This window comes from Leptolyngbya sp. FACHB-1624 (assembly GCF_047649235.1).
GTDB lineage: Bacteria > Cyanobacteriota > Cyanobacteriia > Leptolyngbyales > Leptolyngbyaceae > Leptolyngbya > Leptolyngbya boryana.
On record NZ_CP180258.1, the window covers coordinates 1182732 to 1195996 of the forward strand.

The following is a 13265-nucleotide window of genomic DNA, read 5'->3' on the forward strand; positions in this document are numbered from 1 at the left end:
GCTTTTACATCGATTAAACTATGGAAGCAGGATTAATTGTGGCTGCATTGCATTTGAGATAGACCTTTGAAAACGGATTCAATTTTTTATCGAATTTTTCAGCTTGCTCCGAGTGCTTTCTTTGAGTTGATTGGCGATGGTGATCCTCGAACTAGCACTTATGGGTTTAGTTCTCAAGAAGTGAAGCAAGCGAGCTTTACTATTGATGGTATTTTCATGCCGCCGCTCCGAATGCGTCAAGCACCCATCTATTTTGTGGAAGCTCAGGCTTATAGAGAAGAAGAAAACTTCTACTATCGCTTCTTTGGGGAGATTCATCTGTATCTGAAAGACTACAAACCATTTCATAATTGGCGAGCAGTCGTGATCTTTACTGAAAAGCGCTTTGACCCTGGAATTCCAGAACACTATTCAGAGTACGAAGATAATCCAAGAGTGCAACGAATCTATTTGAACAAGTTGCCGCCAGAAGTGGGAGAACGATCGATAGGTTTAGGATTGCTGCAACTGATCGCAACGAAACCGAAACAGGCTCCAGCAAGAGGACGGGCGTTAATCGATCGAACTCGGCAAGAGCTTACGGATGTGACAGCACAACGAAATCTCATAGAATTAATTGAGACAATTTTCGTTTACAAGTTTCCACAGTTAAATTTCCAGGAGATAGGCGAAATGTTAGGACTTGGTGATCTAAAACAGACTCGCGCATATCAGGAAGCGGAGCAAGCGGGTGAAGAAAAGGTTTTAAAGGTAACTGTCCCCTTACTTCTAGAGAAGGGTATGACAGTAGAAGAGATTGCTCAGCACTGCAACTTGTCCGTTGAAACTGTCCAACAGTTTGTCTCTAAGAATTAGGAGCGCGAAATGTGGGGACGAGATGACCTTAGAAAAACTCGCGTTTATCAAGAAGGACAGGAAGAAATCCTTGAGAAGACAGTACCGCTTCTCTTAGAAAAAGGGATGACGATCGAGGAAATAGCCCAACATTTCAAATTGTCGATCGAAACAATTCAGAAGTTTACTCCTCAAAATTAGGAGCGCGAAATGTGGGGACAAGCCGATTTGAAGAAAACTCGCGCATATCAGGAAGCGAAGCAAGAAGGATACAGAGCAGGACGGGAAGAAGTACGAGCGGAAGAATATAGAGCAGGACGAGAAGAAGTACGGCAAGAAATTTTACAAATTACGGTGCCGTTGCTTTTAGATAAGGGAATGACGATCGAAGAAATTGCCCAACATTTCAAATTGTCGATCGAAACAATTCAAAAATTTGCTTCGCAGAAGTAGAAGTGCGAAACATGGAAACGAGCCAAAAATTTTGATCGCGCAAAGCGCGAAGAGTTAAGAGAGAAAGAGTATAGAAGTGAAGAGGGTAAAAGGGTAAAAGAATAGAGTTTAAGAAGTTCTGGGGCGGGAAAGAGCAAGACGGAACCCCCTCCTGTTGAGGAAGATGACGCTCAAGAACCCGGAGCGAAACGCAGCACGGCAGTCCCTCGCAAAGTCGTTCCAAGAGCCGCCGCGTGGAATTCGACTAACGTTCTTATTGCTTTCCCAAACCCGACCATCAGTAGGTGCATCCGCATAGCTGTCATGCCACGGGTCAGCACACCATTCCCAAACATTTCCGTGCATGTCATACAGTCCGAACGCATTCGGTGGAAAACTCCCTACTTCAATCGTTTGTTTTCGATAAATCCCTTTCGGCGCATTTGCGTAAATGTAATTGCCGTTATAATTCGCGATTTCAGGGGTAATCGTCTCTCCAAAGTGAAACGGTGTCGTTGTTCCAGCCCGACAAGCGTATTCCCATTCAGCCTCACTTGGTAGTCGGTAAAGCTGTCCTGTTTTTTGATTTAATCGATCGCAAAACTCGATCGCATCTTCCCAAGAAACGTGCTCAACAGGTCGGTTATCCCCTTTGAAGTGAGACGGCTCCAGTTTGAGATCTCGATTAACTTTAGGCAACTGAGCGATCGCTCTCCATTGCGCCTGAGTCACCGTAAACTTACCCATGAAGAAAGGCTCGATAGTAACTTGATGTCGAGGTTTCTCGGCTTCTCTTGCTCCGAGTTCTCCTTCTGCCGTACCCATCCAAAAGGTTCCACCCGGAATTGCAACCATGTCGAGAAATACACCTTCTGCAAGTTCTTCTCTGTAGTAGCTCGCTTGCCCTGGACGACGATCGATTTCTTCTCCTCGATCGTTGACTGTAATCACCTCAAAACTAAACGTCGGCAGTGAAGCTTCAGAAACCAAAGCTGTCCGAATTTGAGCTAAGAAAGTTTCTCGATTTCCGACTGTCACGCGATGCTGCTGATGCAATTCTGCAATTTGCGCTAAGGTCATCTCTAATCCAATGCAAAAGATTCGAGAGTCAGAAATCTCAAGCCTTTGCGCACTTTGAGAAATTCTTTGAATCGTACGATCGATATCTCGATCTGTGAAACATTCAATTAAAAGCGGCTCATCTTCTACTAAAAAGAACAGATCTAGCTCAAAGCGATCGCGGTTAGGCAAAGTAACAGTTACATGACTCAGAGAGCTAAACCTCAATTCTCGCTCTCGAAGCAGATTCGCAACTTTCTGATAGATATATCGCTCAAACCATTCGCCCATAAAAAACTCAGCGAGATCAGGCTGATCTGCCATCGTTCCTCGAATCGTCTTCGTCGCTCGATCGTAGTGAAATTCAGCCAGCAACTCTGCATTCAGAAGGTTGTGCCCAAACCCAACACAGCGAGAAATCATCTCCTCCGAGATCTCGCCCAAAGCATAGTGAAAATCTCTTTGCTTCCGCAAAAAAGCTCGTCTCATCTGCACAAGAACAGGAGCTAGCACATCGTAATGATCGCCCAGATCCAACGCAAATCGATCGAACACTTCCATTTCATTCGATCGAAACTGAACTTCGATTTGTCGCTCTCGAAACCAAGCGATCGCTTCATTTTCTTCTTCAACCTCGATCGTCGCCTCAACCTCTTGCAAGGATGGAATCGCACTTTCTTGGCTGGAATTCGGATCAACTTCTAGCGATCGCGTTAACTCCTCTGCCCATGCCGCATACTCCCCACCCCACCGCTCCAACACCTGCCGAGTCACCCGCGCAAACGGCAAAATCTCACCCTCCGCAGCCTCCCCCCAAGGCAAATCCGGAATCAAAAACGCCTCAAAATAACTCAGCGCATCCCCAAACCGCCGCGAAATATCAGCATTCACCCGCTCCTGCACCTCCGGCGGCAACTGCTTAAACACTGCCTCCGACACTTCCTCTCCCACTGCCTGAGCCTCAGAAATCGGAATCGTCCCTAGCAGAACCTCCCGCACCCCCTCCACAAAATCATAGTGAGACAACACCGGACACAGTAACCCACTCAAAAAAATCTCCGCCAAATACAGCGCATTCGTTGGCTCTGTACTCTCTGACAACAAATTCTTCTGAATCAGCCGAATCACAGACCAATTCACAGGCAAAACCGCCATCATATCTGCCAGTTCTTGAGCCTTTGCAGACGCGGTAGACCGAAATCGCTGAACTAACTGTTTTGCTGTCAAAGGAGCCGCTTGAGCCAGAGACGGCATCGGAAAAGCTTGTAAATTCAACACAACTCCAATCGTTTGCTGCTCATCCATTGCAGAGAGCGCTTTTGCCCACTGCCGAAAAGATTCAGGCTGCATCGTCACCACAGGCAAATTCAAGCCCTCTGGCAATCGCTGTCGCTGTCGTGCTGAAAGTCCTTCAATGCTCCAATCTCGACTGAGCGCGCCCGGTAATCTCGACTTCAAACCGACCGGATAGCCTGCCGACAATGCACTTCGCTCCCAATACGACTCCGGTAAAAGCTGCACGATCGTCACTGGATTTTCCTGCGACCATAATTCCAGCAGTTCAGGGATCTTTCCTGAACGCCAAGCCCTCGAAGTACAATCACTCAGCAATAAAATCAACCTTCGTCCAGCCGAATCCAGTAGCTCTCTTGGACTTCGCGCCCGACTGCGTAGCCCGGCTGAGGTTTGTAAAAATAGCTGCGGCTCTCCATCTTCATTCGGCTTCAGTTGCCACGTTCGTACTGTCCGAAATGCCCCATGCCGCTCCATTAACTGCTGAAATTCAGCGATCGTATCCCGCCAAACCTCCAAAAGATTTGTCACCTCAATCACGATCGCTAACTCTAACCATCGCTCCGGATCGGGCTGCACAACTGGACTCCAAGTTTGCGTCTCGGCAATTTGAATCGCAGTTGCTTCTTCATCGATCGACCGACGTTGTTTCGATGCCACTTTCCGCATCAACGGACGAATCGATCGAGCAATTGCTTGGCGATTTCGTAATGCAACTGACTCTGGAATCTTCACAGGTAAAGCAGATTCTTGCGATCGCGGTTCTGATTCCTCGACTTCCTCTGCCTCCAAAGGTTTTGGCAGTTCTGTCACCACAGCAGCCGATTCAGAATTCGATCGAATTGGATCTGAAACGGGTTCGACTTCTTGATTCTGTTCTATTGGAGTCTGTAATGCTGGAGTTTCCGATTCATCTGGTTCAATCTCTCCTTGCTGCAATGCCAACCACAAAATCTCAGCCAATTCGATAGGACTCAATTCAAGTCCTGCACGATCGCTTAAGAGCGCTTTGAGATGTGCGATCGGATAGTCCAAACCTTATACCTCCTCTGGACTACTCAAATCTTTTAACAATCGCTGCTCCAACTCGCTGAGCTTAAATTCCTTTGTCGCTTTAGTTCGCTCCTGAGTTCTCAGATGAATCGCATTGAGCAGTTGATCGGTGGCTAAAATTGCGCCTGTATCAATCTGCTCACAGAACCATTCGATCAACGCTTTCGACTGCTGTGCAGCTTGTTCTCCTAAGTGCTTTTCTACGATCGCTTCAAGCTCTTTCGGACTCGGATTTGGCATTCTCAACCGCAAACACCGACGCAAAAAAGGCGGCGGAAAATCTCGCTCCCCATTGCTCGTCATAATCACCAAAGGAAACGCTCGACACCGCACCACCCCATCTCGAATCGTTACTTTGCGCTGCTTGCCATTTTCTCGATCGAGCGTTCGCACTGGAGTCTCCGACATTTCTAATCGCTGCAACTCCGGGATCGGAAACTCCCCATCTTCAAACAAATTCAGCAAATCATTCGGCAAATCAATATCGCTTTTATCAATTTCATCGATTAACAATACTCTCGGTCGATCAGCCGCCAGAAAAGCCGTTCCCAAAGCACCCAACGTAATGTAATTTCCAGTGTCTTGTCGATTGTCTTGCCCGCTGGCTTGAGCATCTTGAAGCCGAGCGATCGCATCATAACTATACAGCCCATCTTTGAGCGTTGTCCGAGTCGTAATCGCCCATTTCAGAACCGTTCCTAATCTCAACTCTCGCGCCACCGCATAGGCTAAAGAAGATTTCCCAGTCCCCGGATTTCCAGTAATCAAAAGCGGTCGCCGCAATGCTAACGCCGCATTCACCATCTCGATCGCAACATCAGGCGGTTGAAACGTTTCGCCTTTTTTCTGTTGCTGTTCGATCGCACCTTCTGCATCATCTCTAAACTGTCGCCAACTAGGAGGCGCAGGAAGCTGGATCGAGTCTTGAGGTTGACCATCTCCCCGGTAGATATTCCAATTGGGTCGATTAGAGCTTGGCATAGTTAGGCACTTTGGTAATCAATAGTCGGAAAGGGGCGAAATGGATTATCCAGCAATAAGCAGAGCGAAGCAGCTTCTAGCCTATCAGTCTCGCAGTCATGAGATAAAGCTTTTTGTCGATGTCGTGCCAGAGAATCAGGCAACTCAGCGATCGAACATTTCGTAACCGATTGCATCACTTTTTTAGCTTTCTCAGCATCGCCCTTTGACTGACGCATCCAAAGCGCAACGGGCAAGCCCTGACCCAATAGCGCATCCCAAAGTCTTTCTTGTTTCTGCAATTCATGATGTTCGACAAACTTGCAGCCGACGACTTGTGTTTTTATCCAATTGATTGTCGTTCTACCTTTGATTGGGTCTAAAGCTTCAAGCGTTTGAGCACAGCGAGACTCTCGACAATCTAGCAAGCGCATCCAATACTTCTTCCAGTCTCCTGATGCAGGTAAGTAATACTGTCGATCAGAAGACCGAACAATCACTGCCTTACACCTCAACCCATTACATTGTTTCTGAATTCTGCCAATTTGAATTTGCCAATGCTCTAGCGGTAAGCTCATTAGCTCGATCGGTAAAAACCATTGAATCACCAAATCACTCAAAGGAATTTGATATTGGCTTCCACAGGTTGCAAGGAGCTGATCTAAAATCTGTGGCAAATCTTCTTGAGCATATCCGGGAGCGCGTTTTGGGTCGGGCGCGAATGGAATTGAGATCGGAGTTTTAATCGCTTCAATTGTAGAATCCCAGGGATCGGGATCTTGCGAGATCGCAGCTTCAACCAGATATCCAAGCGATGGATTGCCTCGCGTCTTTACCTTGATCATGAGACAAATTTCGGCTGTGCGTACTTCTGCTTCTGGTAGAGTCATCCCCTGTTGAATCGCCCAAGCTTTTAGAGCATCCCTTTGTTCAATTGGCTCTTGAATCAGAAGACCGATAAACCGCACAAGCAGGTCTTTAGGAAGATCGGTCAATTGCTGAACAAGCGCTTCTAAAGTATCAGGAATCGATCGAGCGCGACCTTCGGCTAGGCAATCTCGATAAATTTTGATGACAACCTCAAACCGAATCGGGCTAAGAAGGTCAATCAATGTTTGCGTTTCATCTACTTTCGACTGAAATTTCTGGAGTTCTGCTTCTAGTCGATCGCAAACTTCTGCGACTCGCTCCATCTCTTTTTCACATTGCTTGAGATCTCTTTCAAGTCGCTGACGATCTACACTGCTGATTGTAGAACTGATATCGTCCGAAATCGCCTGATAATCAGCAGTCAAATCCTCCAAGCGTTGTTTCTGCTTTGCCAATCGTTCTAACTTAACTTGGTACAGATTGCTCACCTTACTTTCCCAAACTATCAAGTTCTGCTGCTACTTTCTCCATCTTTTCTGCGATTTCAGTTAATTGACGCTCCAATCTTTTCTGATCCGCAGCATTATTGGTATAGCTAATCTGATTTGCAACTGCCTCATAGTCTTCTGCTAAGCTTTCAAGCCGTTGCTGCAAGCCCTTTTCTACAACCTGCTGGACTCGGCTCAATGCACTTGGATATGCAACCGTTTTTGGAGCTTCTTGCTTTGGTGATTCTTCTCCAGGAAATTTTGGTTTTTGAGCAGGTTTCCCCGTTGGCTTCAGCCCATCTAATAAAGCTTGCCGACCTTCTTCCTGCCCAAGTCCCACCAAATCAATGTAAACAATCGATCGCAGCATTCCTTCTGGTTTACATTCCTTCACCCGTACCGGAATCAATTTGCGATCGAGAGATTGCGGATCTTGTGCAAATGCTGCCGCCCATTCTGGCTGAGTAAAAGACGACTTAAGATAAGACTCTGACAAAACCGCGATCGTCTTTTTCGAGTCTGCGGCTGCCCTCTGCATGTCTAAAATAAAATTACCACCCGGACGAAAATCCCATGCCTGAATCAAGACCGAATATCCCGCTTCATCGAGCGTCCAGGCAATCCATTCCGCCCATTGTTTATCCGCCCGGTTGTAGCTGATAAAGAAATCTTTTGTTTCGCTCATCAATTCCAGAAAATTTCAGGGGCAACCCTAGAGTAGCGATTCGTTGTATCAAATGCCAAGATCTAATCAGAGAAATACAGAGAGTCTTAAGCCTTGAAGGCTGTGATGTATGATTACTTCGCTTGGCAATGTGGACAGTAATAGAGTCGCCGTCCGCCCAGAATTTCTTTGACGATCGAGGTTCCGCAGACAAAGCAAGGTTGATTGTCTCGATTAAAAACATAGTGCCGATAGTAGCCGCGCTTGTAGCCTTGTGCCTTGAGTCGCATTGCTATTTCTAAATCATTCGTAATGCCTTTCGTCTGATAAGATTGCTGAGTCACGGATAAAACTGCTTGCGAAAGGGCTTCAATTTGCTGGTCTGAGCAGTCCACTGGGCGTAAGGTCGGAAACACCTTTGCAACGAATAAAATTTCACTGCGAAGATAGTTACCCAATCCGCCTAAAAAATGCTGATCTAACAATAAAATCGGCAACTGTCGTCGATAAAACCGCTTGTCTCGAAACCGTTGTGCAATCTGTTCTACGGTAACTGCTTCATCAAGCACATCTAATTCAATTCGGCTCAGAAATGGATGGGTAGCCAGATCTGAGTGCTGGAGGACTTCGATATCAGAAGCACTGTAAAGCAATGCCGATTTTTTGGCATGAATTGCTAATCTGAGCTGTCGATTGGTTTGGGGATAAGAATGCAGTTTGCGGACAAACCAACGTCCATAAAGCTGATTATGACTGTAGATGTAAAGCTGATTGCTAAAACTCATCACCATGCCTTTGCCACGAGTCCGCACTGCCGTCACACAATGTCCAATAAATTCTGCTTCGTAAGGCTTCAGATGCTCGAACGCAAAGAACATTTCCGTCACCCGTTGATTGACGAGTGCGGCAGCAAGTTGATCGGCGGCTTGGCGAATTTCAGGGCCTTCAGGCATAGGTAAAATGCGTTAAGTTAGAAGCATGTTAGAACTACATTGCCACACAACTTTCTCCGATGGAATGCTCACACCGACCGAGCTAGTCGAAGCGGCTTTGGTGTCAGGTGTGCGGGCGCTTGCAATTACTGATCATGATACCGTTGCAGGTTGGGATGAAGCGATCGCGGCAGCTCCTCCTGAGTTAGAGATTGTGCCTGGCTTAGAGTTGAGTACGGTTTATCGCGATCGCTCAATGCACATTTTGGGATTTTATCCAGATCGCGATCGCTTAGTTCCCCCGCTGAACGAACGTCTTGCAGGCCGAAAACGTCGCGCTCAAGCAATGATCGATAAATTGGCAGCGCTAGGCTATCCGATCGAACTGCCCGAAATGGGTGAAGGCATGGCTCCAGGTCGCCCGCATATTGCGGCTGCAATGGTAAAAGCGGGTTATGTAGAATCAACGCGCGATGCCTTTGATGAATTTCTCGGCGATGCTCAGCCTGCGTTTGTGCAGTATGAAAAATTTAGTGCGGTCGATGGCATCAAGCTTTTACGCGACTGTGGGGCGGTTCCGGTTTGGGCGCATCCGTTTCTGTATCGAGGCAGACCTGTGAAGGATATTTTGCCGGAATTAGTCGAAGCAGGTTTGATGGGCGTGGAAGTCTTTCATCCGAGTCATACGTTGTGGCAGGCAGAACGGTTAAAAGAGATGTGCGCCAAATATGGCTTGTTAATGACGGGCGGCAGTGATTTTCACGGAATGCCTGCGGACGTGAAAGCGGATGAGTTTCGATCGCTTAATAGCCTGCATGTTTCTTTAGATCTCTTAGAGCCTGTGAAGCAAGCGGCAGAACTATTGAGGCGTTGATTAGGGAAAATTTTCGGCAATTTTCCGGATCGAGAGGGGTTTTTGGGTATAGGGGAATGGTAGATGCACCCTGATGATTCACCCCTGGCGATTTGGTCGGGGGTTTTTTGTATCCAATATCAATTCAGATTTGATAAGCCAGTGCGATCCAATCCCCTTCTTGAAGTCGATCGCGTAACTCAAACCCTAACGCCCCCAATGTTTCGGTTAATTCCTCTTCGTATTCGATCGTAAATCCTGCCAAAATCAATCGCCCTGGCGATCGCACTGCCTTTCTCAAATCCTCACTCAGCCGAATCAAAATTCGCGCAAACACATTTGCCACAATCAGATCGAAATTCTCATTGGGTTCGATCGCGCAAACTTCTCCGGTTTCGCCTCCCATCCAATGTCCAAGCTCACTTCCCTTACCCAAACTTGCCAGTTGAACCGTGACCAGATCTTGAACTGTATTTTGTTCTACTGCTGTTTGAGTTGCCTCAACTGCGATCGCATCATTGTCGATCGCTAAAACTTTCGCACCTAACTTTGCGATTGCTACACTCAAAATTCCAGACCCACAGCCTAAATCCAAGACTTCTAATCCAGGTGTGATATGCCGTTCAATCAATCGCAGACTGAGAATCGTTGCGGGATGAAATCCACTGCCAAATGCCAGACTTTCTTGAATGTTGAGCGCGATATCATCCGTTTGATTGGCAGAACCGATAACGAAACGATTCCCGATTCGATAAGATTCAGCAGTCGATTCTATTTTTTGTTCGACGATCGCGGTTTCTAATTCTGTTGTCATTCCGGTTCGATACAACGAAGAAAGAGCCTGTTCGATCTGATTTAATTTCGTACGATCGCTTAAATAAAACCGAACATGAAACGCCCAAGGAGATTCACCTTTCTCGATTTGAAGCTCTCCCGTGTAATTTACAGTTGCGAGAAGCGATCGAATCCAATCGATCGCTTCTTCAGTCGCATCTAAGCTCAGTTCGATCAAACTCATAAATACACAGTCCAGCTTCAGCAAGCACGATTTCTCATTCTAAAGGTACATTGGCACATCACGACCACTGTACAAGCTTGCTGCGCTTTACTAACTTAGCCACCTGTCGGCTCTAATCGAATCAACTGACCATTCGATGCATCCGTGAGAATGTACAACAATCCATCTGGACTTTGCCGAACATCTCGCACCCGCTGCCCAATCTTGATCGATTGCTGACTTCGGACATTTCCAGCTTGATCTAACTCAATTCGACGCACATCTTGAGATACTAGACCGCCTGCGAATAGATTTCCTTGCCAGCCAGGAAAGCGATCGCCCGTATAAAATGTAAGCCCAGAAGGAGCCTTGGCTGGAGTCCAAACCGTTTTTGGATCAACCATGCCAGGTCGCGATCGTTCCTGTGAAATCTCACCACCAAAGTACTCTTGGCTATGTGTAACCACAGGCCAGCCATAGTTCTGACCCGCGGCAATAAGATTCAATTCATCACCGCCCCGCGACCCGTGTTCAGTTGACCAAACTCTTTTCGCGCCAGGATCAAAGGCAAGCCCTTGAATGTTGCGATGTCCATAGCTCCAAATCGCTGAATCTGCATTCGAATTTGCTGCAAAGGGGTTATCCGACGGAATGGAACCATCATCATTCAAGCGCACAATTTTGCCAAGACGACTCTGTAAGTTCTGAGCTTGCTCGCGAATTAACTCACTCCCTAGCTGAACGGGAGGATTTCCACCATCTCCGATCGCAACGAGCATCGTGTTATCCGGCAACCAAAGAATTCGCGATCCAAAATGCTGTCCACCCGATTTGGCTTGAACGACTTCAAAAATGACTCGCACATCGCGCAATGCTTTGCCGTCAAAGGTCGCTCTCGCAAGACGGGTACGATTTGAGTCGCGTGTACCGTGCGCATAGGTGAGGTAGATCCATCGATTCTCGCTAAATCGAGGATGAACAGAGACATCCAGCAATCCGCCTTGCCCTGTTGCCAAGACTTCGGGCACACCTGCGATCGCAGTCGGATCTAGCTTGCCATCGCGAACAATTCGTAGCCGACCGGGTCTTTCAGTAATGAGCATGGTGCCATCGGGAAGCCAAGCCATACTCCAAGGGTTTTCTAATCCTTCTAAGACCTTTGTTTGCCGAAATCCCTGAGTTGTTCCATTGGTTGGGGTTGTTTGAGCAACAGGTGCAGGCGCAGCAGTATTTGCAGATGGGGAAGAACATGCCGCAATGCCGATGGCAAATACTTGCATCATTGCTATGCCAACCCTGCCGATCTGTGTCCTAAGAGTGAACTGTTTCAACATGAACATTTTTCCTAACCATACGGTTCATCAAATGTTCTAACACTGCCTGAAGATCTTGACAAAGCCCGGTATGAACTTTAGAAGTTTGAATAATCGTACTTCTGGGCGCAACTAGCCAATGGAATCGCTCTCGATGGGGAAGTTGTCCGATCGCGCCTGCTTGCTCCCCACCCTGACAAATCTTGGGAATCACCGCGAGATGATCGCGAATCATTTCGATATCTAGAGTTGGGTCAAGCGCGAGTAAGCGCGATTCATCCAACTCAATCCGAGCGTCGAGAAAGCGTTTCACACCACAAGAAACAATCACCCCAACATTGATAAATTCTTCGCGCTCAACTTTGGGGACGACGCGAATAATAGCGTAATCATAAGTAAAGTGACTGGGCACGAATCGCTTCCTCCAAAAACACCTGCGATGACTCTAAGCGCTTGAGTAGATACTCAATATAGGCTTCCCGATGCTGATCAGGTTCTGTAAACGGAGAACCTTCGACCAGCCAATTTTCTGGAATGAGATTGATAATGTGACGGATGATATCAGGTGTCAGGCGCGCCGTCATCTTGGTATGAGCTGCTTCGAGATGAGTGGCAAAGCGCAGAAGCACATGATCTTTAATCGCAGGAAAGCGATCGAGACTGCGATCGAGATAGTGCGTCCAAGTATGCTGAAAGTACAGAGCCGCGCCATGATCAATTAGCCAAAGTTTGCGATGCCAAACTAGCATATTGGCGTTTCTAGCAGTGCGATCGATATTGGTCACATAGGCATCGAACCAAACAATGTCAGAGGCAAGCTCAGCTTCGGCTTTGCCTGCAACGGGGTCGAACGTAATCGATCCAGGTAGATAATCGAGTGCAAGATTCAGACCCGCACTCGCTCGAATCAAATCTTGAATTTCTGGATCAGGCTCAGTGCGGGCTAAGTCTGGATCAAGTTCAATGAATACAATTTCTGGAACAGGTAAGCCGAGCGATCGCGCAAGTTCGCCAGCGATCAGTTCCGCAATCAGAGATTTTACACCCTGTCCCGCACCCCGAAATTTGAGGACATACATGCCATCATCATCAGCTTCTACGATCGCGGGCAGTGATCCACCTTCGCGTAAAGGGGTGACGTATCTTGTAGCTTGAATCGATCGTAGTTCCATCGTCAGCATTACTCATGAGGTAGACAGGCACAAACAGCAGTTACATTTCTGCTAAGAGGGTGTTTGAAACATATCATTCATCACATTCGCCCGCTAGGAGGGTGTTTAAAAGTATCGTTCATCGGATTCACCCGCCCTGGAATGGAATTCCGGGCTAGTTGAACAAAGTCTACTAAAGGGACTAACAGCCAATCAGAATGGGGTCTTCAGTCCTTTTCAAAGGACTTCGCACCGTTAGCCCTGGAATTCTATTCCGGGGCGAGATAGACCGGAGCAAGGAAACTGTTGATACTTGTCAAACCCTTTAAAGCATCCTCTTACAGAAGCTTAGCGAAGTCGAAACCC

13 protein-coding genes are annotated in these 13265 nt (G+C 47.2%); 4 read left to right on the plus strand and 9 right to left on the minus strand.

Annotation, left to right across the window (positions count from 1 at the left end; all coding sequences use genetic code 11):
* Positions 1–66 precede the first annotated feature (66 nt).
* From ACMUEV_RS05355 to ACMUEV_RS05365, 3 genes are read left to right on the plus strand one after another with little or no spacing between them, the layout of a single operon-like run.
* Entirely contained in the window at positions 67–855 is a 789-nt protein-coding gene (locus ACMUEV_RS05355; RefSeq protein WP_190650702.1) for an Rpn family recombination-promoting nuclease/putative transposase, read from the plus strand.
* A gap of 9 nt (positions 856–864) precedes the next feature.
* Positions 865–1035 carry a hypothetical protein gene (locus ACMUEV_RS05360; protein WP_190650700.1) on the plus strand — a complete coding sequence of 57 codons (171 nt, stop codon included), beginning with the start codon at positions 865–867 and terminating at the stop codon, positions 1033–1035.
* A 9-nt stretch (positions 1036–1044) separates the two neighbouring features.
* A complete protein-coding gene (locus ACMUEV_RS05365) occupies positions 1045–1287 on the plus strand; it encodes an Rpn family recombination-promoting nuclease/putative transposase (RefSeq protein WP_190650698.1) in 243 nt (80 codons plus the stop codon).
* Between the two features lie 108 nt (positions 1288–1395).
* On the opposite strand, the gene ACMUEV_RS05370 is transcribed toward ACMUEV_RS05365, so the two are convergent.
* From ACMUEV_RS05370 to nei, 5 genes are all read right to left on the minus strand, one after another.
* Positions 1396–4653, minus strand: coding sequence for a formylglycine-generating enzyme family protein (locus tag ACMUEV_RS05370; RefSeq protein WP_242044366.1), 3258 nt, complete (start codon positions 4651–4653; stop codon positions 1396–1398).
* 3 nt (positions 4654–4656) lie between these two features.
* On the minus strand, positions 4657–5652 hold the full coding sequence (locus ACMUEV_RS05375; protein WP_190650696.1) for an AAA family ATPase: 996 nt from the start codon (positions 5650–5652) through the stop codon (positions 4657–4659).
* A 2-nt stretch (positions 5653–5654) separates the two neighbouring features.
* Entirely contained in the window at positions 5655–6989 is a 1335-nt protein-coding gene (locus tag ACMUEV_RS05380; protein ID WP_190650694.1) for a hypothetical protein, read from the minus strand.
* Between the two features lies 1 nt (position 6990).
* The gene (locus tag ACMUEV_RS05385; RefSeq protein ID WP_190650692.1) at positions 6991–7674 is read right to left on the minus strand and encodes a TIR domain-containing protein; all 684 of its coding nucleotides are present in this window, start codon (positions 7672–7674) and stop codon (positions 6991–6993) included.
* A gap of 113 nt (positions 7675–7787) precedes the next feature.
* The gene (gene nei / locus ACMUEV_RS05390; protein ID WP_190650691.1) at positions 7788–8606 is read right to left on the minus strand and encodes an endonuclease VIII; all 819 of its coding nucleotides are present in this window, start codon (positions 8604–8606) and stop codon (positions 7788–7790) included.
* Between the two features lie 25 nt (positions 8607–8631).
* Between nei and ACMUEV_RS05395 the strand changes: the two genes are divergently transcribed.
* A complete protein-coding gene (locus ACMUEV_RS05395) occupies positions 8632–9459 on the plus strand; it encodes a PHP domain-containing protein (RefSeq protein ID WP_190650688.1) in 828 nt (275 codons plus the stop codon).
* 124 nt (positions 9460–9583) lie between these two features.
* Here ACMUEV_RS05395 and ACMUEV_RS05400 read toward each other — a convergent pair whose 3' ends face one another.
* From ACMUEV_RS05400 to ACMUEV_RS05415, 4 genes are all read right to left on the minus strand, one after another.
* Positions 9584–10456, minus strand: a complete 873-nt coding sequence (locus ACMUEV_RS05400; RefSeq protein ID WP_190650686.1) for a 50S ribosomal protein L11 methyltransferase — start codon at positions 10454–10456, stop codon at positions 9584–9586.
* A 95-nt stretch (positions 10457–10551) separates the two neighbouring features.
* The gene (locus ACMUEV_RS05405) at positions 10552–11718 is read right to left on the minus strand and encodes a PQQ-dependent sugar dehydrogenase (protein WP_415354738.1); all 1167 of its coding nucleotides are present in this window, start codon (positions 11716–11718) and stop codon (positions 10552–10554) included.
* 28 nt (positions 11719–11746) lie between these two features.
* Complete coding sequence (locus tag ACMUEV_RS05410) at positions 11747–12160, minus strand: DUF3037 domain-containing protein (protein ID WP_190650684.1); 414 nt, start codon at positions 12158–12160, stop codon at positions 11747–11749.
* Positions 12138–12929 (minus strand): HipA family kinase, encoded by a 792-nt coding sequence (locus ACMUEV_RS05415; RefSeq protein ID WP_190650682.1) that lies wholly within the window; start codon positions 12927–12929, stop codon positions 12138–12140. Before ACMUEV_RS05415 ends, ACMUEV_RS05410 begins: the two co-directional genes overlap by 23 nt.
* Positions 12930–13265: the final 336 nt, after the last annotated feature.